A 26,435-nucleotide genomic window follows, 5' to 3' on the forward strand; every position below is an offset into this window, starting at 1 on the left:
CATTTCTATACCCCGCAGGTGCCGCTCCAGGAGGCATTTCTCGAACAATACAAGGGGAACCGGGCGGCTGAGGACCTTGTTGAAAACCAGCGCCGTGAAGCCCGTTTGTATGACATGTACAAGGAGTATTACGGCTATGTGTTTTACATAGGAAAAAAAATCTGATCGACGGGGCAGGGCTCTGATCGCCCCCAAAACCAAACCCGAAAGCCCGGCGGATATCGTTCCGACGGGCTTTTTTTATTGCGCAGCGCAAATTCCGTGCATGTGTTGAGAGAAAAGCAATGCCAGTGACACATTCACGGGTGCCGTTGTTCCGGCGGAGCGTGTTTTAATCGCCCGGGTACACGGTCCTGTGTTCGTCGACAGTCGATTGCTTTTAGAGCGGTTGACAGGTCAGTACGAAACGACATATACCGGATTGCATGGGCATGAGAGGGCTGTTCAACGGGCATACTCCGGCCCCTTCTTTATGTGCGGACGGGTATGGGGTGGCTAAGGCCCGAAACGTTTTGATGAAAGGAGATGAGGTATGAAAAAAAGATGCCGGATTACATTGCTTGTCTGCTGTCTGCTGGTCGCCGGGGGTTGCTCATCCCGGGCCTGGTATGATGGTTTAAAGGAGCAGCGGCGTTCCGATTGTTACAAAGAAAATATGAGCCAAAAGGACATCGACGACTGTCTTGAGAGAAACAGCATGTCCTACGATGAATACGAACGGAATCGGAACGACTACAATTATTGATCCATTGTCGTGCGTCTCCCGGGGGGTGTATTGTGCGGGCAATGGCTTTGAATCCAGGAAAAATTTATGGACGTTTCAATTCGGCCGATGTGCGAAGACGATCGTCGGCCCGTCATGGACATTTTTAATCACTATATCGAGAACTCTTTTGCCGCGTATCCGGAGCATCCGCTGCCTTATCAGGCATTCGATGTGTTCGTGCAGGCGTCCAGGGGATATCCTTCGGCAACCCTCAGAAATACGGACGGCCACATCATCGGTTTCGGATTGCTGCGGGGCCACAGGCCTATTCCGACCTTTGCGCAAGCGGCGGAAATCACGTACTTCATTCATCCGGAGTACACGGGGAAGGGCCTTGGAAAGCGGCTGCTCGAGCATTTTGAACATGCCGCGAGGGAGCAGGGGATCACGACGATTCTTGCCCACATATCATCCCTCAATCCCGGCAGCATCGCCTTTCACGAAACAAACGGATTTCGGGAGTGCGGACGGTTTCGAAACGTGGGCAGGAAAAACGATCGCGTATTTGATACGGTATGGATGCAGAAGTTTCTTTGAATGCGACGATAAGGTCAAGGAGAGCCTATGAACACGATGTGTCAGAGTTGCGGTATGCCCATGAAAAAAGACCCGAAACTGGGGGGTACGAATGCCGACGGAAGCAGAAACCCGGAGTATTGCAGCTACTGCTATGAGAACGGTTCCTTCACGTCTCCGGAAATCGATACCCCTTTTAAAATGCAGGCGTTTTGCATTTTAAAGATGAAGGAGGCGGGCATGCCCGGATGGGTCGCATGGCTGTTTACCCGCGGGATTCCGAGGCTGAAGCGCTGGAAGAATTCGTGATGGACAGGGTGTTTTTTTTGGTCCGACCGTCTGGGTTATGAAAAACAGCAAGATCATACAATCCCTTGAGGCCGGATAGTGGTTATCCTCTTTGAAACGACGAACACAGGGTTCATATTTTAAAAGGAGGAATACCAGTGAACACAAAAAACGCGACAGCCGTTATTACCCAGGCAATCATTTATTATTCCGACCGGCCCGGAAAGAACGTGTCGGACGTAGAATGGGAGAAACACCCGTCATTTCGGGGCGTCTATCTGAAACACATGATTACGGGTTCGGAAACAGGGGGGCGTTTCAGCTCACATCTGGTCCGGATCGACCCGCACAGCTGCCTTGACCTTCATGCCCATGAACGTCACATGGAACTCCATGAAGTGATAGACGGCAACGGGACATGCCGGCTCAAGGACGAGGTTGTTGACTATCGTTCCGGAACGATGGCTGTTATACCCGTCGGTGAACATCACAGGGTTGAGGCCGGAGATGACGGATTGACCCTGCTGGCGAAATTTGTTCCGTCATTGGTTTAGGCCTGAGGAACGGGGGGGAGACCGGATGAACCGTAAAAACGAAAGCATCAAACAGGTCGACCTCCCTTTTTTCCCTGGCGTGGAGGCGATTTCCGGTCAGCATATCGGAATGGGATTCCGCCGTCATATCCATAAAACGTTCATCATCGGCAGGGTTGATCAGGGGACCCGGGTGATCATGACGGCCAGTCAAGAAACGGCTGTTGCGGAAAAGGAACTCTTTATCATCAATCCCGGCCAGGTTCACGCCTGCAGGTCTTTGGACCTGGCCGGCCATTCCTATCAGGTTATAAGTGTCGAACCTTTCGTCTTGCAGGAAATCGCGTCACACATATCAGGCACGGAGGGTAAAATTCCATGTTTCAGTCATGTCGGCTACAATGATTCCGTGATGTCGGAATCGTTTTTGCGTTTTTTCGTAGCCCTGAACAGCAAGGCACCGCCCATGGATCTGGAAAGTGCCCTTTATGAAATTCTGGCCGGTCTTTTGATCGGTTGGTCGAAGGAGCCGCCGACGTTCACAGTGCCGGCTTGTCCGGTTGAATCCATCACGCGTGCCTGCGATTATATCGGCCGGCATTATGCCGAGAGGCTCACTCTCCATCGCCTGGCTGAGGCGGCGTGTCTGAGCCCCTTTCACTTTCAGCGGGAATTCCGAAAACACCTTGGAATTACACCCCAAGAATATGTAAGTGATTACAGAATCAGTCAATCAAAACGAATGCTGCTGGAATCCGGGAACCTTGCGGATGTCGCCCTTCGATCCGGCTTTTTTGATCAAAGCCATTTTTCGAGAGTGTTCAGAAAAACGGTTGGAATCACTCCGGGTAACTACATGAAAATCAATCGGATCTGATAGATCGCAAACCAGGTTTTTTCAGCTTTTTTGTTTTTTCAGCAAGGTGTTTCTTTATGATATTTTAACCTTCCGCTTACCTTCATCTAATGTGCCCCCCCTATAACGGCATTCAACTATCAACCCACCCATACCGAGGAGGTCCAGATGCTGATGCCGAACACCCGGTCCTTTGAACCGAAAAACCATGAGCCCTACATGAGTCCCCGGCAGTTGAACTATTTCAAAGGCAAGCTCCTTGCCTGGAGAACCGAGCTCGAGGATGCCAACCGCCGGAGCTTTGTCATGATGAATCATTCGGACATGCGTCCCATCGAAGAAATGGAGCGCAGTATCGAGGCCATGAACCTGGAGCTGTCCATCATGGCACAGACCCGGAATTTTCGATTGATCCACATGATCGACATGGCCCTTGAGCGCATCGATGCCGGAACATACGGCTACTGTGAAGCGACCGATGATCCCATCGGCCTTGCCCGCCTGGACGCCAATCCCGTGGCCCTCTATTGTCTTGCCGTCCAGGAAGAACTTGAAAAAAATCCCCATGCCCTCATCGCCGAGGCCTCCTGACCCTCCTTCCTTTCCCCCGGTTTCCGGCCCCATGTTTTGGGGCCGGGGATCATCCTTTCCCCTTGTATCGGGGATTAAATCCGTACAGAAAATTAATTCCACACTAACGCTTCGATAACAAAAGAATCATATGTCTTCCAGGTGGCGGCGTTCGTGTTGTGCTGACGCCGGACAGACACGATGACAGGGTACTTTGCTGACTCATCTTCCTGAAGCACCAGAAAGCCCGACTAACTCAATGTATCGCGCCCGGGATCTTATTTCGAAACGACCGGGTGCAACGCGACTTGAAGAAAGGATTAACCATGTTAAAACGATTTTTAGTTCGGACCCTTGCAGGTGTGTTGACGATGACGGCGTCTTTGTTCGTTGCCGGTCAGACCTATGCCGATGTCTACATCACCGAGTGGATGTACAGTGGCAACGGAGGAGAGTTTATCGAGTTTACCAATCTTGGCGACTCAGCCGTCGATTTTACCGGATGGAGCTACGACGACGATTCCAGGGTTGCCGGGATGTTCTGTCTGTCCGGTTTTGGAATGGTGGCGCCGGGTGAGTCGGTTGTTCTTACCGAAGATACCAGTGAGAAATTCCGCAGTGACTGGGGTCTGGACACTTCGGTAAAGGTGATCGGCGGATATACCAACAATATCGGCCGAGCCGATGAAATCAATCTGTATGACAGCCTGAATGAGCTTGTGGACCGCTTCGCTTACGGGGACAGCGCCTTTCCCGGCTCCATTCGTACCCAGGGTGCAAGCGGGAATCCGATCGATGGATCCATGCTTGGCGCCAATGATCCCTATGGCTGGGTATTGTCCGTCGTGGGCGATGAATACGGTTCATATCTTTCAGCCAATGGGGATATCGGCAATCCCGGTACCAATCCCGTTGTTCCGATACCTGGAACGATCTGGTTGCTCGGGTCTGCCGTTGTTGGTCTGGTCGGTTTGAAACGACGAAAATAGCCTGGGAGATTGTAGTGATGAATAACATTTTCAAAACAGCCCATTGCGTTGTTTGGGGCCTCTCCCTTTTTTTATTGGCGGTCGTCATGCCCCGATCCGCTGCCGCGGTCGTCTACTCCTTTGACCTGGCCGATTATCAGCACAGCGGCACGTTCAGCCTGCCGGTTATCCCCGCCCAGGAAGCATCGGCCGTGACCTATAACTGGTCGACCGATACGCTGTTTGTTTTGGGCGACGAAGGTGACGCTCTGGTAGAGGTGTCCAAAACCGGAACCCAGTTGAGCGTGATGGCCCTGACCGGTTTTGATGATACCGAAGGGTTGACCTATGTCGGAAACAACCGGTTTGTTCTTGTGGAGGAACGTCTTCGGGACGCGTATCTGCTGAATTATTCGGCGAACGGCAGTGTGGCGAGATCAGGGCTGCAGAGTGTCGATCTTGGGACATCCGTTGGGAATATCGGTCTTGAAGGAATCTCCTATGATCCGGAAAGCGGACAGTTCATTACGGTCAAGGAGAAAACACCGCAGGACGTGAACGTGAACACCATTGATTTTGACAATGGAACCGCTCAGGTGTCAAGTCTGTTTACCCCCAATTGGGGCGTGTCCGACCTCGGGGATGTCCAGGTGCTCGGCACCGTGGCTTCCCTTCTGGGGACGGCTGATGGGGAGGGCCTGCTTCTTTTGAGCCAGGAATCTTCCATGCTGCTCGAGGTCGATCGCATGGGGAACATCCAGAGCCAATTCGATCTCAGCGGCCTGACCGGTTCTGCGGAGGGCGTCACCATTGACGCCGATGGCATCATTTATATCGTTGCTGAGAATGGCTCGACACCAACACTTTACACATTGTCACCCACCCCGGTGCCCCTTCCCGGGTCCTTGGCCCTTTTCGGCAGCGCCTTGGCCGGAATGGCCGTTGTCCGCAGACGTAAAGTCTGAGAAACAAGAAAATGAACGGAGCGGCCTGCTTCGGCGGAAAATCCGCTCCGTTCGTCCATCCCCCCCCTGTTCGTTGTTTGATTTTTCCCTTCCGCGTGTTAGTCTCTGCCATACCGCTTACCGGTCGGTCCATGAACGATTCGAGGTTCTCCATGAAAAGAAGCGATCCCTTTGCCGGATTCCACCCCCTGATTGCACGCTGGTTTCTCTCCGAAGTCGGAACGCCCACAGAGGTCCAGCGTCAGACCTGGCCGGCCGTGGCCAAAGGAGATCATGTGCTGGTGACGGCGCCCACCGGCAGCGGGAAGACCCTCACGGCCTTCTTATGGGCACTGAACTGTTTGATGACCGGCGCATGGACCGCAGGAACCACCCGCGTGCTGTATGTGTCTCCCCTCAAAGCCCTCAACAACGACATCCGGGAAAACCTGATCGTTCCCCTTGCGGCCCTGAAACGGCGGTTCGATGACTCGGGGATTGCCGTGCCGCGGATCAGGGTCCAGACCCGGAGCGGGGACACGCCCCAGGCGGAACGGCGGCGCATGCTCAGAACCCCGCCGGAGATCCTGATCACCACACCCGAGAGCCTGAATCTCCTGTTGAGTTCCAGGGGCGGGCAATCCATGCTCGGCGGCATCCGGGTCGTCATCCTCGATGAAATCCACGGCGTCATCGACTCCAAACGCGGGGTGCATCTGATCACGGCGGTGGAACGGCTGGTCCGCCTCTCCGGTGAATTCCAGCGCATCGCCCTGTCTGCCACCCTGCGGCCTGCGGACGTCGTGGCCCGTTTCGTGGGCGGATACCGTATGTCCGGCCCCGATGCCGATCCGATCCATACCCCCCGGCCGGTCCGGATCATTCGGTCCGACGATCCCAAACGATACGATCTTACGGTGCGGTTTCCCGAATCCGTGGTCGACCGGCCCGCAGGGCAATCCATCTGGGAGCCCCTTGCCGGGGAATTCATCGCCCTTGCCGCCGGGGGCAAATCCACGCTGTTTTTCACCAACAGCCGCAAACTGTGTGAGAAAATCACCTTTCTGATGAACCGGGAGTCTGACACGCCCCTGGCCTTTGCCCATCACGGGTCACTCGCCCGGGAGATCCGGCAGGCCGTGGAACACAAGCTGAAGCGGGGAGACCTCCGGGCCCTGGTGGCCACCAGTTCGCTGGAAATGGGCATCGACATCGGGGATCTGGACCGGGTTGTGCTGGTTCAGTCGCCCCAGTCCGTGGCCCAGGCGGTTCAACGCATCGGACGGGCCGGGCACAGGGTGGGCGGGACAAGCCGGGGGATTTTGTTTCCGACCCATTCCCAGGATCTGATCGAGGCGGCGGTGCTGAGTGAGGCCGTCATCCGCGGCGATATCGAGGAAATCAAACCGGTGGAGGCGCCGCTGGATGTGCTGGCCCAGATCATCGTGTCCATGACCGGCACCGAAACCTGGGACATCGACGCCTTGTACGCCCACCTGAGATGCAGTGAACCCTACCGCCGTCTGTCCCGCAGCCGGTTCGACGGGGTTTTGACCATGCTCGCCGGTCGTTACGAGGAGACCGGGATCAGGGATCTGAAACCCCGGGTGGCGGTGGATGCGGCGCTGAACACGGTCAGGGCCCGGCGCGGGGCGCTTTGGGTGCTGTATCTGTCCGGAGGCACCATTCCCGACCGGGGGTATTACCAGATCCGCCGCCTTGAATCGGGGCAGCGCATCGGCGAGTTGGATGAAGAGTTCGTGTGGGAGGCCAGACCCGGTCAGTCCTTCACCCTGGGCACCCAAAACTGGACCATCGAGAAAATCACCCACAACGATGTGCTGGTGGTTCCGGCCAAAAAGGGCGCCGTGGCCCCGCCGTTCTGGCTGGCCGAAGAGCAGAACAGGAACGCTCATTTTTCAAGAAGGATCGGCGCCTTTCTCCAGAGGGCCGACGCCCGGCTCGATGATCCAAAATTCCGCCTGGAACTGATGGAACGCCATCAGCTCGAACCCTCCGCCGCCGAGGTGTTGCTGGACTATCTGAAACGTCAGAAGGAGGCCACGGGATGCAGCCTTCCCCACCTGGAGCATGTGGTGGTCGAGACGGTCAAGGGCCCGCCGGGCCGGACTGCGGGGGAGCAGATCATTCTGCACACGTTCTGGGGCGGGCAGGTAAACCGGCCCTATGCCCTGGCCCTGAAAGCGGCCTTTGAGGAAACCTGGGGCACCTCACCGGAACTGTTCGTGGCAAACGATTCCATCACGCTGATTCTGCCGACCCCCATGGCTCCGGGCGATGTGACGGATCTGGTCACCCGGTCCTCCGTGGACCGGCTGATCCGGGGCGAACTGGAACGGTCCGGACTGTTCGGCGCACGGTTCAGGGAAAGCGCCGGCCGGGCCCTTTTGTTGTCCAAACCGTCCATGAACGAGCGTATGCCCCTGTGGGTCAGTCGTCTGAGGTCCCAGCAGCTCTTGGACAGCGTTCTTTCCTTTGCTGATTTTCCCATTATCCTCGAGACCTGGCGCACCTGTCTGAACGAGGCCTTCGATCTCCCGGCCCTGTATCGGGTGTTGGAGGCCATGGACCAGGGAACCCTCACCCGGACCCTGGTCCGGACCTCCCACCCCAGCCCCATGGCGATGAGCACGGTCTTTCGCCAGATCAACCTCTATATGTACATGTCGGACACGCCCCGGTCCGGCAAACGCTCCGCCGTCAGGGACGATCTCCTTCGCGACGTGATGATGTCCGATTCCCTGAGGCCCCGGATCCCCCGGCACCTGTCCGAGGCGTTCGTGGAAACACGCGGACGTCTGGCCCGGGGCTATGCGCCGGATTCGCCGGACGAGCTTCTGGAATGGCTCAAGGAACGTCTGGTCATGACGGCCGGGGAATGGGAGGCCCTTCTTGCCGCCGTGACGCGTGATCACGGGCTGACATCCGCTCAGGCTCTGCTGGGCATCGAAGAGAAACTGACCCTTGTTCCGGTGGCGGACGGCGCCCCGCTGATAACGGCCTCCGATCGGTCGGATTATGTGAGGTCGCGCCTTTTGGACGGTCTTCCCGAGTCCCTGGCCGACCTGCTTAAATCCTGGCTCAGCTACCAGGGACCGGTTTCCGTCGAAACGGTCAGCCGAACCTTTGGCGTGCCGTTTCAAACGGCCCGGGCGGCCATGGACCTTCTGGCCGATGACGGGTCTCTGATTGCCGGGGCTCTGGTTGAAAAAGACGAGGGCACCGTCTATTGCGATCAGCGCAACATGGAGATCCTGCTGCGCTGGTTCCGGCGGGCCATGATCCCCGATAAGGATCCCCGGCCCCTGGCGCTGCTTCCCGTGTTTATCGCCCGGCACCAGGGTCTTCTCGATCCCGTTTCAGGGCGTGACGACGCCTGGCATCCCCTGGATACCCTGTCCTGCTGCCCGATTCAGGCCGAGCTCTGGGAAAGCGAGGTGTTTCCGGCCAGGATCGCCTGCTATGAACGGTCGCGGCTCGATCGGCTGATGCAGGACGGGGACATGCACTGGGTGGGCCTTCCGGATCGCAGGCTGATGTTTGTGGACAGCGGGGATCCGGACCTTGCCGGCCTTGAACGGGGCGTCGGCCGGGAGGACATCGCCGGGCTGTTCCGCGATCCCATCGGCCGGTATGATTTTTCGGCCCTTCAAAACGCCTCGGGACGGTCCGTGGCCGACTGCGTCGACCTTTTGTGGGACGCCGTGTGGAAGGGACTGATCAGTAACGACACCTTTGCTGCGGTGAGAAAAGGAATCGACAGTAAGTTCAAGGCCCCGGAGGTGTCGGTCGATGCCGGACGACCTTCGGGGCGTCGCCGCATGCCAGGCGGCCGGAGCGGGTTTTCCCGGTGGAAAGGTGCGCTGCCTTCGGCCGGCAACTGGTTTTTGCTTCCCTTTGGAGACGAGCAGAATGAGGACGCGGCGGATCGTGAAGAACGGCGAAAGGAAAGGGTCCGGACTGTGCTGGACCGATACGGCATTCTGTTCCGTGAACTTCTGGCCCGTGAGCTCCCGGCCTTCCGCTGGAGCGAACTGTTCCGAACCCTTCGCCTGATGGAACTGTCCGGTGAAATCTTAACCGGCCAATTTTTCACGGACATTCCCGGCCCGCAGTTCATGGCTCCGTCGGCCTTCCGGATGCTGAACCAGCCCGTGCCCGACGATCGCGTCTGGTGGATCAACGCCGCCGATCCGGCCTCGCTCTGCGGCATCGACCTCAAGCCCTTGAAAAGGACCCTTCCCGCGAGACGGCCCACGACCCATCTGGTGTATCGCGGCTCCCGCCTTCTCATGGTTTCGGAGAAACACGGCAGGGCATTGACCGTCACCATCGATCCCGATGATTCGGACCTTTACCGATGCCTGGTTCTGTTCGACCATCTCCTGACCCGCGACGTCCGGCCCCTCAAACAAATCACCGTTGAAACCGTCAACGGGTCATCCGCCGTGGCCGGCCCCTATCTCGATCGGTTCAAAACCCGGTTCCACACCGTCTCCGACCCCAAAACGGTCACGTTGTACAAAAAGCTGTGACCCCATTTTCATTCCAATCGCATGAATGATCTAAAAAACACATGGGCCTCTCCTGCCTGACGGATTCATGCCGTTCACGTTTACGGTCACGAGCACGCGCACGTTTACGATGGAGGTCGAACAGGTCTCGGCTTACCGTGCACGTGCTCGTGCACGTGAACATGCACGTGAACGAATGCGACATGCAGTTGCCTTGGTCCCAATACCCCGGTAGCTTGGCAACAAAGCGATTTAACACTCTTCCTTCCGAATATGTGGCCGTTCGAGGCCTGCGAAGCTTTTTACGAAGCCGTCATTTTTTGTTGTCCGGCGGAAACTGTGCAAGGTTTTTTTCGACCATTTTTTGGAACAGAGCCGTGGTTTTTTCAGGAGAAGCCTGGGTGTCCACCGTCGCTGTGCTTGTGCCCCGCCAGAGGAGTTCTTCCGTGGTTCCGTCGGCAATGTCGATAACAAGAATACCCTGATCGGACTGGGTTGCTTCGCTGCCCACGCCGGTGGCAACGCCTATGGCGCTTCTTCGGCCGCCCATGCCGAAGCCGAAGCCGATCACGGGGCCGCCGGATGAGCCCGTGGTTTTCACCTGGATACTGTAATTGTAGGAGACGAAGATATCCGGTGAACCGGATGCGCGTCTGTACCCTTTGGCAGCCAAGGCGTTGTCCACGGCGGACCGGATACGCTGGTCATTGAAAGGGTTGTCGATTCGAATGTCGCCGGTCTGTTGTTGCGTTGCATTTTTCCACGCGTAGGTGTTGATGCCGGTCAAGGTGAGGTTTTTTTTGTAATCCTGGCTGACTCGGACCGTTGTACAGCCCGATAATGCAATGAATAAGAGTGTGACACCCGTGATTATGGTAAGCGCTCGTTTCATGACGGCTCCTTTTGGCGGCCGGTTTGAACGTGATCGGCCAATCGGCCCAACGGCATGTCCGTTTCATCGCAGGAGGCCTTGTTGGCCGGATCGTTGTATGGAGAATCGGTCTGTTGCACTTGTTTCACAACATAAGATCGGGCGTCCGGTCTGACAAGCCCATTTATTTCATTGTTTCGGGAGCCCGCGACGCTTCTGCTTTTATTGAGCGGTATGGGGCTTTCAAGGCTTTCGATGAGGAGAAAACGTTTGGCCTGAGCATCGGACCGTGATCGTTGACGACCGTCAAAATGTTCTTAAGAACCCCCCTTGAAAACCATTTTTCAAGAGGGGTTTCAGTCTGAACAGCTCCGGATTCCGGACGTGGTCAGCCGATATGGGGCATCAGCGTCCATCGGATGACCCAGGCGCCGGTGTCCGGGGCTTTGTCCAGGCAGACGATGCCGCTGTTCTGGAAGGCGAAAACCGGAGGGGCCTCCCGGCCTGCGACCAGATAGGACACAAGGCGTTCCATAAACGGCAGATGGCCCACGTACATCACGTTTTGCGTGGGATCGATGGTTTTCGCGAAGCCGGTAACGTCATCCATGGGATTGAGGCCCGCCTGGCTGCTGATTCCATCGGGCGGGGTGAGGATGTCGTTGAATATGACGGCGGTTTCACGTGCCCGTTTTTTTCCGCTGTGGCGAATTGCCGACACCGTGATTTGGTAATGCTTCGCCACATCGCCGATGCGTTTCGTTTCGGTCTTTCCGGTGTCGGAAAGCCCCCGTTCGGGGTCCTGCTCTTCGCTCAGGCTGAGGCCGTGCTGAACAAGATAGACAGCCATGGTTCTCCTTTGGGTGAATGGGGAGCGGGGGCGGCCCCGCCGTGACCCGTTTCCTCACGATTCGGCAATGGGCCGGCCCGTGGTGCCGTCGAGGATGATCGCTCGGGTCTTCCCTGTTTTCTTGTCCGCGATGGTGCATGCCCAGGTGGGGTAGAGCAGAAGATCAACGTCCCGGACCTCCACCCGGTATTTCCGTTCCATCAGATGCCTGATTTCCGTTGGGTCCAGTTTTTTTCCGATTTTTCTGAAGTCGAAATCGATCTCGGACTTTTTGATGATGTCGATGGCGCAGTGGTCGTCGAGGTCCGGGATTTCATGGGGATCGGCGTCCACCACCGGGCTGAACCGGGACTGTTTGCCGTCGACATGGAAGATGGTATGGGTCTTGTAATCCAGGTAGAGATTTTCGGGGATTTCGGAGGTCGTTTTCCGGAACAACCCTTTTTCCTTGAAAAACAAAAGATTCACCCGGATCAGGGGGCGGTACTGGAAGGTGTATCCCTCAAGCTTTTCTGATTTGAACAGGGCGCCGGAAAGGAGGGGCTTGACCAGCTTTTCAAGATCCGATTCGAACACCTGATTCTTAACGTAATACACCTCGTCGGCGCCGGGCTGGTCCGCGGGTGGGGTAAGGCTGCCTTCCGGTTGGTCCGATCCGGTGGCGGGAAACGTGTCAAGGGATTCGGCTTCGGCGGCCGGAGGTTTCCTGGCGTATGTTTCCCTGAGGTCGTCGGGCACCAGATCGGCCAGCTGATCCTCGCCCAGCACCGTGTGCCGGGTCACGAGCCAGCGGACCATGAGATTGCGCGCCGTATCGAATTCGTCGGGCGACAGGATCAGGAAGTGTCCTTTTTTCAGTGAGGGCAGGGTGGTGACGATGTCATCGGACTGGGCCGGGGCGATGGAATCGAGCCGGGTTTTGACCTTCTTGATGTCCTGCTTGGTGCTCAGGCAACCTAGGTTGTAGGTTGAAAACTGGGCGATGGCCTTGTAGTCGATGTCGCCGGGATTCTGGGTGGCGATGACGCAGGCCACCCCGTATTTCCGGGCCTGTTTGAACAGAAGGCTCAGGCTGTCCTTGCACGACGGTTTGCGGACCGGTGGGATGTACGGTGCGATTTCGTCGATGTAAAGGGCGCACTGAACGCCGTCCTGGCCGCCTGAAAGCGGATGTTTGAGCATCCACCTGTAAAGCATCTGGGTGATGCCGGCCACGAAGAACTCTTTTTCCTCCTGGGTGTGCAGGGTGTTCAGGTAGATGACGGAAATGCGGGTTTTTCCCGTGGGCCGGTCAAGGCCCAGAAGGGTGTCGATGTTTGCGGGCGTCCCCGTTTCGAAGATCAGCTTCCGGGAGCCCATGGTCAGGATGCTGAGTTTTTTTGAGATGTCCTTCATCAGCTTGTCCGAGCTGACCGCTGCAATCTGCTGGGACACCGATTCAGGAAGGTCGGCCAAGAGGGCGATGAGGCTGTTGAAATCCCGAAGGCCGATGTTGGTTCGGATGCAGTACTCGAATACCACCGAAAGGACCGATTCAGCCGCCTTGCCGTCGTCGCTGTCAAGGTCGAAGCCGATGAGCCCCGTCAGGTTTTTCGCCGTGGCGGAGAGAAAGCGGACCTGATCTTCGGCATCAAGCTCGTCCATGCCGTCGAACTGAAGCGGGTTGATGCAAAGGGGCAGGCCTTTGGAACTCCCGGGTGTCCAGATCACCACCTCGGTGTTTTGGGCGTAGCTGTCCCTGATTTCCGGAGGAACCTGGTGCCTTGCCGGCTCCTCCGGATCCTCGAGCTCAACGAGACTGGCGATATCCCCCTGGGGGTCGAAGGCAATGACGGGAACGCCGCCCCGGGCCAGCTCTTCGATAAGAACCTTGCAGGCCACGGTTTTTCCGCTTCCGGACGATCCAAAACAGGCGAAATGCCTTTGCAGTGTGTTCAAAGACAGACAGATGTCCTTTTCCCCGTCTTTTCCGAGAAACAGCTTTTTCATGTCGAATGTCCTCACAGTGTGTGAAATCAGCGATGCGCCCCAGGGCATGGAATAGTTCCGTCAATACTAAAGACGCTTGCCGGGTCTGTCAATATGCAACCGTCACGGTTTCGGAGAAATCGCATGCCTATCCCGAACGACCCGTGGGGCATGTCCTGTGGGGAACGGTTCCTGAAACGTCACCCACGGGAATGTGCCGGGGATCTTTTCTGCCATGACCCGGGGCGGCATCGGGTCATCCAGGGTGCCACAGGGCCGGCCCGCCCTGGCTTCAGCCGGATTGAACAGTCCGGAGGCCCCGCCGGAACCTGCCGGCCCGGGCCCCCGGTGTCATTCCGGTCATCGGTTTTTGTATATGGTTTTGATCTTGACCGCGATGTCCTTCCAGCGCTCCTTTTCAACACGGCCGGCGCTTTTCTGCCGGCGGTCGGCCAGATAGTCCAGTTCACGTTTCATTTTCCGGTAATTCTCCAGCCTCGAAAGGGGCAGTTCGCCCCGCTCCACCGCCTCGAGAACCCGGCAGCCGGGCTCATGAGTATGGCTGCAATCGGCAAAGCGGCAACCCATTCCTAACTTTTCGATGTCGGGGAACGCCGAATCCACCCCCGTCTCATCGTCCCAGAAGGCGATTTCCCGGATGCCGGGATTGTCGATCACCATGCCGCCCTGGGGCAGGACGAAAAGGTCCCGGGATGTGGTGGTGTGCTTGCCCTTGCCGAGAGATTCACTGACGGCCCCGGCCCGTTGAACGGTTTTTCCGAAAAGCCGGTTGATCAGCGTGGATTTCCCCGCACCGGATGATCCGATAAGGGTCGTGGTCAGGCCCTGGGACAGGTATGGCGCAAGAGCGGCCAGGCCGCTTTCGTCCTCAGCCGACATCAGGTGGACAGGAACGCCGAAGGCAATGGTTTCCACCTCAAAGGCACAGGACGCCGGGTGCGGATGAAGGTCCGCCTTGGTCAGGATGATCACCGGATTGAGCCCGCCGTTGTAGACCAGCGTCAGATACCGTTCGATGCGGCGCAGGTTGAAGTCCCGGTCAAGGCCGCAAACGATAAAGACCGTATCGAGGTTCGCCGCAAGGATCTGCTGCTTCTGCGGATGGCTGTCCTGTCTGCCCCGGGTGCCGGAGGCGCCCCGGGACAGGACGTTTTTTCGCACAAGGACCGTTGATATCAGGGAATCTTTCATGAGTACCCAGTCGCCGGTCACCGGATACAGGCCCGCCGGATCATGAAGGAGCTTTCCGGCCGCCGTGGCCAGGCATTCGGTTTTACCGTCGCTTGTGCGGAAGTGATTTTTGTGGACTCCGATCACCCGGGCCGGGATCAGGTTCTCCCCGGCAAACCGTTTGATCTGTGTTTCGAAATGGTCGTTCCATCCCATGGATGAAAGAAGGCTTAGGCGGTCGTTAGTGTGTTCGGATTGTTTTGTATTCATGGTGTGAGTCCTGCTTGTCGTGACTTTAAATATCCCCGGATTCAAGGCGCAAAAATCTGACGCGGAAGTCAGCCTCCCGCCGGGGTGTTTATTCCACAGGTGAATTGGGGTAAGGCGCCGACAGAAGAAGGCTGGTATCGGAAAGACATGCAATCGAAATTTCGGCCGGGGAAACCCGCCTGATATTCGATCTGTCTTCAACGTACAGGGTACCGGAACAGCGGCCCGTCGATTACCTGCCTGCGGCGCGCATCACACGCTCCATGGATGTCATCAACATAAAAACTCATTCCCATTTGTCTTGAAAAATTAAGTGAAACTATACGCCAACGGGCGCGTCCGTCAAGAAAAAACTCAGGTCGCGGAGATGAAAAAAAGGACCCGGTCGCCGGGAAGCCATCGGCACGGAAATCCGTGCCGATGGATGGAGACGTGTGGTGATCCTGCCACAGGGCGGTATCAGTTGAGGCTGATGGGGGCGGTCACCGTGATCTGGACGGGTTCGGCCAGGGCATTGTCGTACCAGTTTTCCGAGGTGATTTTCACGTAGTAAGCATCGCTCACCGCAGGAATCTGCGGACACCAGCGGATGCTGTCGGTGGGAAGATCGGGAACCTTTTCGGCCACGGTTTCTCCCGCGCTGTTGAGAAGTTCGATCTTTTCAATGGTTTCGTCATCGGTGATGTCGATGGTGAAGGTGACGGTTTCGGCGGCGGTTTCCACGCGGGAGCCCATCCAGGCGTCATCCAGTTTGAAGACCACCTTGATGGTGGGGTCGTCGGTGGAGTAGATCCGACGGTCTTTCATGGCGGCCAGCAGTGCGGCCCGGCTGAGTTCTGGGGCGATGATGACGGTCCGGTGGCTGTTGGTGGACAGGCTGTGATTGTCCTGGTTGTTGGTGGGGGCCACATGCCATCCGGCGGAAAGGGCTGTGGTGAAATAGTTCAGGTATTCGCCGTCGGCGTTTCCGGTGTCTTTGTTGCCGGTTTCCATGGCGAAAAAGTTGTCTGCCACATGGGGTTTGAACGCGAAATTCCGGAACACCAGAAGCTCACGACCCGGGTGGTTGAAATGGGCCAGGCCGTTTTTCCGGTCGAGCCAGTTGTAGAAGATATCGAGGGAGGGGCTCAGGATCGCATTGGTGAAGGAGGAGGTGTTGTACACGTTGATGTGGCCGGCCAGGGGATGGCTCCATTCAAATCCCCGCATGGCCACGAAACGGCCTTTCTCGTTGAAGGCGTCGGCTTGTCTGCCGGTTTCGCGCCATTCGGACAGAAGGATCTGCTCGGCGTGGTCGGTGATGGCGTAGAAATCATACCCGGCCTCGTCACGGGCCCAGGCAAAGGCCTCGGCAGGTGTGCCCTGCCCGTCGGACACGGCGGTGTGGCTGTGAAGGTTTCCGAAATACATGTTCATGCCGCTGTTTTCGTCATCCGAATGAAATCCGGAGTAAATCGGGCCGGTGAGGGCCAGGAGTCGGCCGTAGAGAATCATGGTGAACGGATTGTCGAGTTCGGGTCTGCCGTAAAGCACCACGCGGTAGTAATCCAGATCACCGGGTTTGTCCGTGAAGGTGACGGCCGGGGCGTCGCCGGTCGTGATCCAGGCCTTGAAAAGGGTGCCGTTTTTCACGGCCGCGAGAACACGGATATCCCACAGGCGGGCATCGACATTCAGCCGTTTGAGGGATCCGTTCAGCCAGAAGGCGCCGGTCATCAGGTCGTTGAGCCCCTGGTCGTCCAGTTCCCAGGTCCGGCCGGTGTCACCGTCGATGGCCTGTTCGATGACGTCAATCCGGAATGTCGTGTTCTGGAAGCCTCCGGTGATGTTGTCGCCGGTGAGGGTTTCATAAACGCCGTCGTTGTCACGGTCGGCGGTGAAGGTCACCCGGGGGCCGTCGGGTGCGTAGGACAGGGTGGTACGTCCCGCCTTGATTCCTTCAAGGATGGCCTGGGCGCTCCGGTCCTTGGCATAGACCCAGGTGGTGGGGTTGCCCAGGCCGAACAGGCCGGACTGGATGCCTTTCAGTTCATGGGTATCGCTGCCGCCCACGCAGGACAGCTTCCGGCCGCTCATCAGAACATGGTCCCAGACCGTATTCACCGCAAGGCCGTTCATGTTCGGAATCCGGTACATGGAATTCCAGACCTCCATGGCATCGACGGACTCATCCACCGGATATTCCCAGGGGCAGCACAGGTAGGCCGTGGGGTGGTTGATGGAAAAAAGGGCACCAGCATTGTGGGCGGCGCTGACGGCGGCCGCCGCGTTTTCGTCGATGTTGGCATTCCACAGCGGGGTATAGTCAAAGGGGGCTGCGGCCCAGACATTGGCGTGGCCTTTGCCCGTGGTCCATTCGACGCCGTAAAGGAGGGTCATGGTTTCTGACCGGTAGTCGGGGTCCGCCCAGTGGGTGGGGACGCCATTCATGTTGCCGTCATGGTCGGTCAGGGCGAAAAAGTCAAATCCAAGCGATTCCGCCATGGAAACCACATCGGCCACCGGGCTGTCGCCGTCGCTGTGCAGGGAATGGGCGTGAAGATCGCCTTTGTACCAGTGTCCGTCCGATGCCAGTGCCGTCTTGCCTCCACCGCAGCAAAGCAGCACCCCGAGGGCCATTGCGCCCAGTTTTTTCCCGTGTCTGAGTTTCATTCCGTGTCTCCTTTGTTTTTGAAATAAGTCTCCGTTTCGAGTGTCCGTCACATGAAAGCGACCAAACGTTAAAAAAAAGTTGAACACATATAAAACAGGTTTTTTAGAAACGGATGAGGATTGTGTTAAGAGTCAAAAAAGTGGGAGTCAGAAACAGAGAATCAGATTGACGGTTTCTCTGAACGGTAATTTAACCGTTTGATTATCCTTTCCTAACATCCCATTCGATAAGATCCCTCTGTCTTCATAAAAATAATTGACCGACACATTCGGTGTCTTGTTGCACCATTTCAAAATGGTTAAGCATGATGCATGGAGTGTGAAGGGTTTAACGGGGGGGGTATCATGAGGTTAAAACGCCGACTTTTTGCGGTGGTGGCCATATTGGCATTGGAGGCGGGTTTGGCCGGACTCGCTTTCGCAGTCATCGATCCGGTCCTGTCAACGAACACCATCGAGGCGGCCATCCATGTTTCGATGGCTCCCTATGAGTGGAATTATTCCGAACCGGTTGATCGTCATCCCATTCCGATTCCTGAGCCCGCCACCATGGTTCTTCTGGATAGCGGATGCCTTTTCTTCGCGGGGTTCATGAAATGGTCCAAGAAAAAAACCGTGTGAATTATCCTGCCGTGGTCCATCGACCGGATTGAAACCCTTCGGACAACCTGAAACGTTTCATGTCGTGGTGCATGCTCAGCCATATGCCGAAGGGCAGTAGCCATTCGTTGACGACCAGAAGGGCGTTGACCACGTGGATGAGTACCGGTTCTCTGAACGTGTAAAACAGAGAGGCCACCAGAAACAGGAGTCCGTTTGAGCCAAGTACCAGTGCATAACTGAAAAACGCGGTGGCCGCAAGTCCATGGGGACCGCGTCCGGAACGGATGCCGGAAAGGATGTGGTGGGTAAGCAGCATGGTGACCACCACCAGATTGACCGTGATGAAGGTGTCCGGATAGATCCGGATGGTGCCGGGCACCGTCGCCTCGATGCCGAACAGGGAAAGAAGGGTCTTGATCATCGCGTAATTGACAGACACATAGGCTTTGTTCAGCCAGAGCCACAGGAAAAAGGGCGGCAGCGAAAAGATCAGAAGGCGGGCGATCAATCTTAAAGCGCCGTCTCTTTCGGCCTGCCGGTCGAGACGGCCGAGCCAGAAAAGGCAAAGCCCGAAGGAGAGGGCGATCATCAGAACCTGTCCCAGAAACAGGTGGAGCGTGTCGAACCAGGAGGGCGCGTATACCCCGGTGAGGAAAATGGCGGCGATTCTGAGGGCATTGACCAGGGCGATCACGGGGAACATGAACGCAGCGCCGGTGAGCTTCGACCGGATACTCGAAGGATAGGACACCAGAAAGGCCGCAACCAGAAGAAACAGGAAGACGGCCGAGCATTCGCCCACCACCTGGACACTGAACCCCTGCAAGGAAAGGATGGTGCCGCTGACCTTTGGATAAAACCCCAGGCCATGGAGCACCAGTGTCACAAGACGGGTGGTGGCGAGGTTGATGGGCTCGAACACAAACGCCAGCGGGTGCTCGAGCAGCAGAAAAAAAACCAGGCTGACCGTCAGGAACCGAAGGGCAAACACCACGGGTCGGCCCGCTTCACCTTCACCGCAACGGTCGGATGGGGTTTGATGCACGTTTCCAATCATCATACGTTGAGGTCCATGGGCATTCATTCCTTATATATAACCGGCGCGGAGGGTTGAAAAGGGGATCATATCGGAAAGCCGGTTACATTTTATGTCCTGCCATTGTTCGGGGATTATGTTCAAACGGTTAAAAGCAGGTTAGATGATTGTCCGGCGCTTTTTTACGCCGCTCTGTACCGCTCGATCCCAGGGTTGAACGTGATCGATTATGTTACCACAAAGCCTCCAAAGACTCTCTACCCGGTGGATGGACTTCCTGCCGGGACGGGATTCCTACCCGATTGATTACACGACCCCATCTTATCACCGATACCTGGTTAGCGCTCCGGCGGATTGTTGACGGGTCCGGAACAGGTCATTCCCGAGAAGAATTGCAATCCTTAAAGTACAATGACCCCCTCCCATGACCTTGTCTCCGACCGAAAAGGGCAAGGAGTAGGAACAGGAGAAGAAGGCCGAGGGGACCAGCGGCGGGGACCGACTCAGGGGGTTCCGGCGGATCGGGTTCCTCGTAGCCGGGCGTCGAAAAGGACCAGGGTGTGGTCACGGTCTGGCTGACGCCGTCGTCCGTGATCACGTACCATTCGTACCGGGTGGCGTTTTCAAGGCCTGTCCAGAAGACGGTCGCGGTCTGGCCGGAGGCCACGTCGGGCACGGAGCCGATCAGCACGTCGCCGGATGCGGTGACGGCGTAAAAGGAGACGTTCATGCTGTCTCCGTCCGGGTCGGAGACGGTGACGGACAGGGCCGGAGAGAGATCCACATCGGTCTGGCCGTTGGGGATGCCGGAATCTAAGGCCCCGGACGGCGCGTCGTTTTGACCGTCCCGGTATCGGGCACTGGCGTCGGCGGTCACCGGGGCGGATTCCAGATTTCCGAGATTGTCGGTGGCAGCGGAATGGAACTCATAGTATCCGTAACCCTCGGGAAAGGCGAACGGCAGGGATCCGGCTGTGACCTGCCCGTCGGATGTCCAGTCGGTCCAGGTCACCTGATCGGGTGAATAACGGTGGTAGACCGTGACCGAACCCACCGTGCCGTCCGCATCCGACGCCGATACGAAAAGCGTGACGGACGTGGTGTTTTGATACGGCGTGACCGCTTCAACCCTCGATGAGGGCGGATAGCCGGTGATCCCTTTGGATGATGCCGTGGCCGCCTGGCCGCATCGGAAGCGGCGCTGGCTGAACCGATAGGTGTTGACGCCGGAAAGCTCGAGGATATCGCCCACACTGCCGGGAAGGGGCAGGGTATAGTAGCCGCCGGGTTGATAGACGGTGATTTGCGTGCCGTCCGAATCTCTTACCGTGTTTGTTCCTGTTTTCTCGGCATAGAAAACCACGTGGTGGTTTTCGTTCCGGTCATTCCAGAAGCTGCTGATGGACGGGTGATAGACGGGTCGTGAAAGGCTTTCATCGTGGCCGAGAATGGTGAACTCAGTATCCGGCCCCTTAATCCCGTCCTGGTCGACAAACTGGGGATTTCCTCCGTAAAAACCGCCTTCGCCCCAGACTTCGATGATGTCACCGGGTTTCAGATAGCCGTCCTTGAATCCCAGGGGACTTCGATAGAGCATGGTTTCCGAGAACTGATGGTCGGCATGGATGGATCCGTCCGAGCGGACAAGGGTGCTGAGGCCGTATCCGTTGCGCCGGGCCAGGGTCTCATCGGTGGCGGACAAAAGTCTTATGAACGCGGCCTCGTAGTAAGGCTCATTTTCCGTATCCGCCATCATGGTGACCACGGCCCGGAATCCGCCGGCCAGTTCGGTGTCAAGGATGTAGCGGGGGCCGGGCACGGTCATGGGGGATGCCTCTGTGAATTGTGCCGTGTATTCGACCAGGGCGTTTCGGATCGAGACATTCAGAGCGTCGGGTGTGGTATCCGACCAGGTCCCGTGCGCGTACATGTACTCACTGATCACCACGCTGTAGGTGCCTGTGGGGCTGATGTCTGAGCCCTGGTAAGTAATCCGGGAGATGATGCCGTCGTCGGCGGTGACCTGCCAGTCCCGGGACAGGCTGGTGCCGCAGGAATCGTTTTCGATGAACGTGAGAATTTGCTGGCCGGTCATGTCGATCCGCACCATGGCATCTTCTTCCCAGGGATAGGTTTCGTAGATCTGGATGAAGGTGACGGGCCCTTTGGGAACATCCCGGCGGATGCCTCCGCCGGATTGAAGCGCCAGGGCGCAGGGTGATCCGAGCTGTTCCGCTTTCCACACCATAGCATCGCACACCCAGGCTCCGGCTGTGTTGTCGCCGTTCCAGGGGAATTCGCTCAGGGTCCACCATTTGTCCTTGTCCATGGTCAGGTCCGTGGCGGAATAACCGACGATATCGAACAGGCCGTAGCCGTCGGGATGGGTCGTTTCGTACTCGGTGACCCGCTGTTGAACCAGTACCTCCATGTCCGGGTCGGGTGTGATGTCTTCACAACGGATCACATGTTTTCGGGCTTCGAGGTATTTGCCCGTCCCGCTCAGCCGGACCTCGCCGATGTACTGCATGTAGGACGCCGCTTCGGCGATCAGGGTTTTTCCGTTCAGCTGGGCGGGCTGCCACACGGTTTCGGTCCAGGTGTGCCAGTGGCCGGCCACCACCAGTTCCGGGGGCGTCACGTCTCCGGTATCCCGGATCAGGGCGTCATCCCCGGTGCAGACCCTTGTGTGGCCCATGTGGGACAGAAGGATCACGATATCGCAACCCTGGTTGGTGCGAAGGTCGTCTACCTTGTCTTTGAGATCGATGGTTGAGGCATCGGCGTCCGACCAGACGCAGGGTACGATTTCGAAATCATCTTCCATACCCTCTCCCAGATAGGAGGATTCGTCGTTGGTATACCCCAGAATGCCGATGGTTTTACCTTCGATGGTCACCACGACCGAGGGGGAAAAATAGGGAAGCCCCGTGGTTTTGTCGATGATGTTCACCGAAATGCAGGGGAATAAGGTGTTGTTTTTCATGGTGTTGAGCATCACGGGAGACCGGACATCGTGATTGCCCACCACCACGGCGTCGATTCCCCGGCCGCCCAGGGCTTTGAGCTTGCTGTCCATCAGGTTGTAGGCATCGACGATGCCGCCATTGCCCCTCAGGTCGCCCAGGGGGTTGCCTTCCGAAATGTCTCCGGCATCAAGAATCAGGGAGGACGGGTATTGCGCCTTCAGTTCCATCATCCGGGCGCACAGATAGGCTGCGCCGCCCACGGACTCGAATATCTTGCGGTCATCTTTGGCCGGAATGTCCAGGGCATGGGGCGTCAGCCGTGAGTGGACGTCGTTGATATGGAACACCGTAAAGGCATCCGTTTCGGGCCAGGTGCCGGAATATTCGACCCGGAGCACCGGAGCGTATTCGCCGCCGCTGTACTCTTTGGTGTCGAAGGCAAAGGTGGCGTAGGGGTCCTGATTTTCGACGGACGGTTTGACCACGAAGGAGGCATCCCCGTCTCCGGGGAGTTCCGCAGAGACGAAGGACGTGACATCCCAGTCATACCAGGTGTAGCGTTTTCCGGCCTCGAGGACGGTGCTGTCGAGTGCCCCGCCGAAGGTCGGCTGAGTGTTCCAGGTCAGGGTGGTTTCGTCCCAATGGTCATCGGTGACGGGGTGGACGTCCGCCACAAGGGATTCGGTCGCATCCGCGCTGAAACAGTAGAGCCGGAGGGTCGCATTGACCACGGTCGCACCCGGGGGGACCTGGCCGGTCAGGTCGAAACGGAGCCAGGAACGTTCGTTCCGGTATCCCCCGGTTGCGCTGTTGACGTACATGGAGGTCCGGGTCCCGTAATTGGTGGTCGGGTAGCCTTCAACGGCCTGGGTGTCATGGGTTGGACGAATGTCCACATTGCCCGCCTGGGCCGTGGCGGCCCCAAGACCGATCAAAAGGACGAGGGCGAAGCGGATTCGCCGGAATGTCAGCAGGTTCATTCTGGTCTCCTTCATGGGCCGGATCGATCAGGACCGGACGCGTGTTTTCATTCGACGGACACCGGCAAGACCGGCGAGGCCTGAGCCGAAAAGAATAAGGGTTGCCGGAACGGGGACCTCGCTGCCTTCGATCAGAATGTTGTCCACGAAGATGTTTTCAGATGCGGCGTTGGTGTCCACACTCACGATGAGGGAAAGGGTTTCGGGAGACAGAAAGGTGCAGGCGGAACTGGATGCCATGGCGGCATTGAGGTAGTCATCCAGATCAAAGGACGCCCGCTTCCAGTTGGCGGTGCCGTCATCGGCCGAGGCCGACGATTCGAGGTCCATGTCGTTCAGGCTGAGCAGGGTCACCTGGCTGTTGCCGTCGCTGAGGCCGATGGAAAACATGTCGCCGGTTTCGTAGCCCGTGTTGGTGATCCAGTAGTCCAGAGACAGGGTCACCCCGGAATAGGCGCTGACGTTCACGGCATCGAACACCAGATCCAGACGGCCGTCTCCGTCGCTGAATTCAAAATTGTGCTCACTTCCCGCCGAAACCGGGCTGCCGGCGGCGGAAACATTGGGCGCGTTGCTGCCTGTGAAGGCGTTGACACCCACAAAGTCGGACGTGTCATTTGTCGGGGTGACGGGTCCGGTGGTCTCGCCCCGGGTGTCGAACCAGTAGGTGGTGAAACCCAGGCCCGTGGCCCCGGTCGTCATGGCGCTTGATCCGGCATGGGTCAGCTGGCTGCCTGATGAAACGCTGTCCGTGGTGGTGTTGAACCCGGACGGCAGGCTGTTGAAATCCTGAAACGCGATGGTCGAGGCATGGGCGGCGGTCCCGCTGCATAATAAAAAGACAACCCCGGCAATCTTGAGCAAACCCTTGGCATACATAAATTTTCCTCCTGAACGGTGACATATGATTTTTGATGGGCGACCCATGGCTGCCGGCCCAAAAACAAAAAGCCCGGACCGCAGTCATGCTGCATTCCGGGCTTACCGATACCGTTTGACTCCGGTCGGTCAAGTACCCCAACTCCGCTTTTTTAGACCCCTTATCCCCCGATATCGTTAGCCCCTGATGTTGGAAGCGTTAAAAGACGGTTAGCCGGCCATCGGGCACTTCTAGCATAATTCTCATCGGAATCTAACAATAGGACGGTAGTTAGTTAAGCCTATGATTAATAAGGAGATCCCATGGAAAAGAGGGTGTTGTTTATATGCAGGCACAACAGCGGGCGAAGCCAGATGGCCGAAGCCATCCTGAACAGAGAAGGGATGGGCCGCTATGCAGCCGAGAGTGCGGGGCTCAGTCCCAGGAAGGTGGACCCGCAGGTGATCGCGGCCATGGCGGACATCGGCTATGATCTGTCGGGCTGCCGGTCCAAAGATGTGTTTACGTTTTACAAGGAGGGCCGTCTGTTTGATCTGGTTATCGCGGTCTGCGACCCGGAAACCGAACGCGGGTGCCCTGTTTTTCCCGGTATTGTTCAGCGCCTCCACTGGCCTTTCGATGACCCGGCGGAGGTTGAAGGGACCGATGAAGAAAAGCGAGATCAAATCCGTGGGATAAGGGACGCGATCCACGCGAAAATCATGGCGTTCATTGAACACGATGGACGTGTGTCATGACCGGAGCGACTGAAAAGAAACATCGCCGCGTTCCGTCTCCCGATGACGCCGTCATTACCGAGGAGGATCACAGCCGGTTTCTTGCCGTGGTGTCCGATGAGTTGACCGACGATCAGCGCAATCGGGCAGAAACCCCTGAGGCCACCTATCCGAACCAGCCTGTCGTCATGGCCCTCCACTGGCATCCGGAACATGTTGCCATGGAGCTGATCGAGTCCCGAATCCGGAATCTCTATCCGGCAATGCGTGAATCGTTGATTATCCCGACCCAGCACAATGTCATCGAACAGGTGGGGGAGTACGCCGGTGTGGAGGTGGACTGTTATTCGAAGGGCTTCAACCAGAAGGTCCAGATTCTCCTTCATTTCGAACGGAAGAATCTCGACCGGGCCGATGTCCTCAGGAGCATGCTGGCCCATACGTTCAAGTACCGGTCATCCCAGCTGTTCGATTTTATCCGTGCCGTGGTAAAGCCCGACGACGCCATCATCCAACGTGCCCTCAAAGTCACTCCGGTGGACAAAAAAGTCATCCAGTTCACACGGGTTCATGTGCAGAAAATTGATGACCTTCTGCGGATTCACGGCGACCGCATTCCTCCCGCGATGATCAAGAACAAGGTGATAGCTAATTATTTCGAAGCGTTGAAGCCTGTTTACGGAAGCCAATTGACCGACAACGCCCTGGCCTTTCTCAAAGCCGTGAAGGCCCAGGTGAAGGCGTCTTTCCCCTTGCATTATTTTTACAGAACCTCGGAGATCATCGAGGAAGCACGCCGCCTCAACGCAGGCATCGTGATCCCTCATCCCGAGCAGTTCTGGCCCATCCTCCTGGCCGACTACGATGTGGACGGCTATGAGGTGTGGAATCCGCAATCCAGCAGGTACACCGAATTCCTGATCTCCGTTCTCGACAAGAAAAACAGGCAGGCCGGTCCATCCAAACGCCGCCTTCTCGTTTTCATGGGGGACGACACGCACATGGGGGAAAAAATCAAGTCCCCGGCCATGCGTGACGCCGTCAAGGCCCAGCGGGAAATCGGGTACCAGCCGCCCTGGGATGATGATTCAATACGGAAACGTTTGATTGTCGCCGGTTTTTCAAGGGACCGGGTCATCGAGGAATACCGCAGCCGGCTCGCAGGCTGAACGCCACAAAAAAACAGAAAAAAGGGAGAACGGACATGGCAGGCAAGGACAACTTCGACCACGAATCCTATCAGGACACCGAAACGATCAAACAGTATTTTCTTTCCCTGGTGGAAGGCTTCGGCAAGGGGCACATCACCCTCAATACCAAGAACGATCAGATCGTGTTGCCCTTGTCCGATCTGATGAAATTCAAGGTCCGGGCCAAGAAAAACGATGAAAAAAGCAAAATCGAAATTTCCATTTCCTGGCGTGAATCGCGGACGAGTAAAAAAAGTGATCCCATCAGCATTGGATGACATGT

At 57.1% G+C, this 26,435-nt stretch carries 21 protein-coding genes; 13 read left to right on the forward strand and 8 right to left on the reverse strand.

Translation table 11 applies throughout. The features are described 5' to 3' along the window. Nucleotides 1-532: 532 nt before the first annotated feature. The 9 genes from ACYQ11_RS16345 (at nt 533) to ACYQ11_RS16385 (ending at nt 9,997) form a co-directional block, all read left to right on the forward strand. The gene (locus tag ACYQ11_RS16345; RefSeq protein ID WP_459924883.1) at nt 533-745 is read left to right on the forward strand and encodes a hypothetical protein; all 213 of its coding nucleotides are present in this window, start codon (nt 533-535) and stop codon (nt 743-745) included. 66 nt (nt 746-811) lie between these two features. Next, nucleotides 812-1,303 carry a GNAT family N-acetyltransferase gene (locus ACYQ11_RS16350; RefSeq protein WP_459924884.1) on the forward strand — a complete coding sequence of 164 codons (492 nt, stop codon included), beginning with the start codon at nt 812-814 and terminating at the stop codon, nt 1,301-1,303. Between the two features lie 27 nt (nt 1,304-1,330). Continuing rightward, nucleotides 1,331-1,591 carry a zinc ribbon domain-containing protein gene (locus ACYQ11_RS16355; protein ID WP_459924885.1) on the forward strand — a complete coding sequence of 87 codons (261 nt, stop codon included), beginning with the start codon at nt 1,331-1,333 and terminating at the stop codon, nt 1,589-1,591. A gap of 362 nt (nt 1,592-1,953) precedes the next feature. Further along, nucleotides 1,954-2,124 (forward strand): AraC family ligand binding domain-containing protein, encoded by a 171-nt coding sequence (locus ACYQ11_RS16360; protein WP_459924886.1) that lies wholly within the window; start codon nt 1,954-1,956, stop codon nt 2,122-2,124. A 25-nt stretch (nt 2,125-2,149) separates the two neighbouring features. Next, complete coding sequence (locus ACYQ11_RS16365) at nt 2,150-2,980, forward strand: AraC family transcriptional regulator (RefSeq protein WP_459924887.1); 831 nt, start codon at nt 2,150-2,152, stop codon at nt 2,978-2,980. Between the two features lie 147 nt (nt 2,981-3,127). After that, complete coding sequence (locus tag ACYQ11_RS16370) at nt 3,128-3,550, forward strand: TraR/DksA family transcriptional regulator (RefSeq protein ID WP_459924888.1); 423 nt, start codon at nt 3,128-3,130, stop codon at nt 3,548-3,550. A gap of 305 nt (nt 3,551-3,855) precedes the next feature. Continuing rightward, nucleotides 3,856-4,518 (forward strand): lamin tail domain-containing protein, encoded by a 663-nt coding sequence (locus ACYQ11_RS16375; protein WP_459924889.1) that lies wholly within the window; start codon nt 3,856-3,858, stop codon nt 4,516-4,518. 86 nt (nt 4,519-4,604) lie between these two features. Next, nucleotides 4,605-5,462 (forward strand): SdiA-regulated domain-containing protein, encoded by an 858-nt coding sequence (locus tag ACYQ11_RS16380; RefSeq protein ID WP_459924890.1) that lies wholly within the window; start codon nt 4,605-4,607, stop codon nt 5,460-5,462. Nucleotides 5,463-5,614: 152 nt separating this feature from the next. Continuing rightward, entirely contained in the window at nt 5,615-9,997 is a 4,383-nt protein-coding gene (locus ACYQ11_RS16385; protein WP_459924891.1) for a DEAD/DEAH box helicase, read from the forward strand. 292 nt (nt 9,998-10,289) lie between these two features. Here the strand turns inward: ACYQ11_RS16385 and ACYQ11_RS16390 are convergent, their stop codons facing one another. The 5 genes from ACYQ11_RS16390 to ACYQ11_RS16410 form a co-directional block, all read right to left on the reverse strand. After that, nucleotides 10,290-10,868 carry a DUF4136 domain-containing protein gene (locus ACYQ11_RS16390; RefSeq protein ID WP_459924892.1) on the reverse strand — a complete coding sequence of 193 codons (579 nt, stop codon included), beginning with the start codon at nt 10,866-10,868 and terminating at the stop codon, nt 10,290-10,292. Between the two features lie 367 nt (nt 10,869-11,235). Continuing rightward, complete coding sequence (gene sixA / locus ACYQ11_RS16395; RefSeq protein WP_459924893.1) at nt 11,236-11,697, reverse strand: phosphohistidine phosphatase SixA; 462 nt, start codon at nt 11,695-11,697, stop codon at nt 11,236-11,238. Nucleotides 11,698-11,751: 54 nt separating this feature from the next. Continuing rightward, nucleotides 11,752-13,686, reverse strand: a complete 1,935-nt coding sequence (locus ACYQ11_RS16400; protein WP_459924894.1) for an ATP-binding protein — start codon at nt 13,684-13,686, stop codon at nt 11,752-11,754. Nucleotides 13,687-14,025: 339 nt separating this feature from the next. After that, on the reverse strand, nt 14,026-15,126 hold the full coding sequence (gene rsgA, locus ACYQ11_RS16405; protein ID WP_459924895.1) for a ribosome small subunit-dependent GTPase A: 1,101 nt from the start codon (nt 15,124-15,126) through the stop codon (nt 14,026-14,028). A 459-nt stretch (nt 15,127-15,585) separates the two neighbouring features. Then, the gene (locus ACYQ11_RS16410; RefSeq protein ID WP_459924896.1) at nt 15,586-17,778 is read right to left on the reverse strand and encodes a CehA/McbA family metallohydrolase; all 2,193 of its coding nucleotides are present in this window, start codon (nt 17,776-17,778) and stop codon (nt 15,586-15,588) included. Between the two features lie 402 nt (nt 17,779-18,180). Between ACYQ11_RS16410 and ACYQ11_RS16415 the strand changes: the two genes are divergently transcribed. Further along, a complete protein-coding gene (locus ACYQ11_RS16415) occupies nt 18,181-18,399 on the forward strand; it encodes a hypothetical protein (protein WP_459924897.1) in 219 nt (72 codons plus the stop codon). A gap of 1 nt (nt 18,400) precedes the next feature. Here ACYQ11_RS16415 and ACYQ11_RS16420 read toward each other — a convergent pair whose 3' ends face one another. The 3 genes from ACYQ11_RS16420 to ACYQ11_RS16430 all read right to left on the reverse strand — a co-directional run bounded on the left by ACYQ11_RS16420 (nt 18,401) and on the right by ACYQ11_RS16430 (nt 24,245). Continuing rightward, nucleotides 18,401-19,426 carry an exosortase/archaeosortase family protein gene (locus tag ACYQ11_RS16420; RefSeq protein WP_459924898.1) on the reverse strand — a complete coding sequence of 342 codons (1,026 nt, stop codon included), beginning with the start codon at nt 19,424-19,426 and terminating at the stop codon, nt 18,401-18,403. 367 nt (nt 19,427-19,793) lie between these two features. Then, a complete protein-coding gene (locus ACYQ11_RS16425; RefSeq protein WP_459924899.1) occupies nt 19,794-23,366 on the reverse strand; it encodes a CBM96 family carbohydrate-binding protein in 3,573 nt (1,190 codons plus the stop codon). 27 nt (nt 23,367-23,393) lie between these two features. Further along, complete coding sequence (locus ACYQ11_RS16430; protein ID WP_459924900.1) at nt 23,394-24,245, reverse strand: PEP-CTERM sorting domain-containing protein; 852 nt, start codon at nt 24,243-24,245, stop codon at nt 23,394-23,396. A 303-nt stretch (nt 24,246-24,548) separates the two neighbouring features. Here ACYQ11_RS16430 and ACYQ11_RS16435 point away from each other — a divergent pair, with 303 nt between their 5' ends. From ACYQ11_RS16435 to ACYQ11_RS16445, 3 genes are read left to right on the forward strand one after another with little or no spacing between them, the layout of a single operon-like run. Beyond that, nucleotides 24,549-24,983 carry an arsenate reductase ArsC gene (locus ACYQ11_RS16435; protein ID WP_459924901.1) on the forward strand — a complete coding sequence of 145 codons (435 nt, stop codon included), beginning with the start codon at nt 24,549-24,551 and terminating at the stop codon, nt 24,981-24,983. After that, nucleotides 24,980-26,131: a hypothetical protein gene (locus ACYQ11_RS16440; RefSeq protein WP_459924902.1), complete on the forward strand. Its 1,152-nt coding sequence runs from the start codon at nt 24,980-24,982 to the stop codon at nt 26,129-26,131. Before ACYQ11_RS16435 ends, ACYQ11_RS16440 begins: the two co-directional genes overlap by 4 nt. A 35-nt stretch (nt 26,132-26,166) precedes the next feature. Beyond that, the gene (locus ACYQ11_RS16445; RefSeq protein ID WP_459924903.1) at nt 26,167-26,430 is read left to right on the forward strand and encodes an amphi-Trp domain-containing protein; all 264 of its coding nucleotides are present in this window, start codon (nt 26,167-26,169) and stop codon (nt 26,428-26,430) included. The last annotated feature ends 5 nt before the right edge of the window (nt 26,431-26,435 follow it).

It is taken from the genome of Desulfatiferula olefinivorans (genome assembly GCF_054657895.1).

Bases quoted from the DNA above. Each gene is read 5' to 3' on its own strand.
- ACYQ11_RS16345 (WP_459924883.1), top strand. From the start codon at position 533: ATGAAAAAAAGATGCCGGATTACATTGCTTGTCTGCTGTCTGCTGGTC.
- ACYQ11_RS16350 (WP_459924884.1), top strand. From the start codon at position 812: ATGGACGTTTCAATTCGGCCGATGTGCGAAGACGATCGTCGGCCCGTC.
- ACYQ11_RS16355 (WP_459924885.1), top strand. From the start codon at position 1,331: ATGAACACGATGTGTCAGAGTTGCGGTATGCCCATGAAAAAAGACCCG.
- ACYQ11_RS16360 (WP_459924886.1), top strand. From the start codon at position 1,954: ATGGAACTCCATGAAGTGATAGACGGCAACGGGACATGCCGGCTCAAG.
- ACYQ11_RS16365 (WP_459924887.1), top strand. From the start codon at position 2,150: ATGAACCGTAAAAACGAAAGCATCAAACAGGTCGACCTCCCTTTTTTC.
- ACYQ11_RS16370 (WP_459924888.1), top strand. From the start codon at position 3,128: ATGCTGATGCCGAACACCCGGTCCTTTGAACCGAAAAACCATGAGCCC.
- ACYQ11_RS16375 (WP_459924889.1), top strand. From the start codon at position 3,856: ATGTTAAAACGATTTTTAGTTCGGACCCTTGCAGGTGTGTTGACGATG.
- ACYQ11_RS16380 (WP_459924890.1), top strand. From the start codon at position 4,605: ATGCCCCGATCCGCTGCCGCGGTCGTCTACTCCTTTGACCTGGCCGAT.
- ACYQ11_RS16385 (WP_459924891.1), top strand. From the start codon at position 5,615: ATGAAAAGAAGCGATCCCTTTGCCGGATTCCACCCCCTGATTGCACGC.
- ACYQ11_RS16390 (WP_459924892.1), bottom strand. From the start codon at position 10,868: ATGAAACGAGCGCTTACCATAATCACGGGTGTCACACTCTTATTCATT.
- sixA (WP_459924893.1), bottom strand. From the start codon at position 11,697: ATGGCTGTCTATCTTGTTCAGCACGGCCTCAGCCTGAGCGAAGAGCAG.
- ACYQ11_RS16400 (WP_459924894.1), bottom strand. From the start codon at position 13,686: ATGAAAAAGCTGTTTCTCGGAAAAGACGGGGAAAAGGACATCTGTCTG.
- rsgA (WP_459924895.1), bottom strand. From the start codon at position 15,126: ATGAATACAAAACAATCCGAACACACTAACGACCGCCTAAGCCTTCTT.
- ACYQ11_RS16410 (WP_459924896.1), bottom strand. From the start codon at position 17,778: ATGAAACTCAGACACGGGAAAAAACTGGGCGCAATGGCCCTCGGGGTG.
- ACYQ11_RS16425 (WP_459924899.1), bottom strand. From the start codon at position 23,366: ATGAACCTGCTGACATTCCGGCGAATCCGCTTCGCCCTCGTCCTTTTG.
- ACYQ11_RS16430 (WP_459924900.1), bottom strand. From the start codon at position 24,245: ATGTATGCCAAGGGTTTGCTCAAGATTGCCGGGGTTGTCTTTTTATTA.
- ACYQ11_RS16435 (WP_459924901.1), top strand. From the start codon at position 24,549: ATGGAAAAGAGGGTGTTGTTTATATGCAGGCACAACAGCGGGCGAAGC.
- ACYQ11_RS16440 (WP_459924902.1), top strand. From the start codon at position 24,980: ATGACCGGAGCGACTGAAAAGAAACATCGCCGCGTTCCGTCTCCCGAT.
- ACYQ11_RS16445 (WP_459924903.1), top strand. From the start codon at position 26,167: ATGGCAGGCAAGGACAACTTCGACCACGAATCCTATCAGGACACCGAA.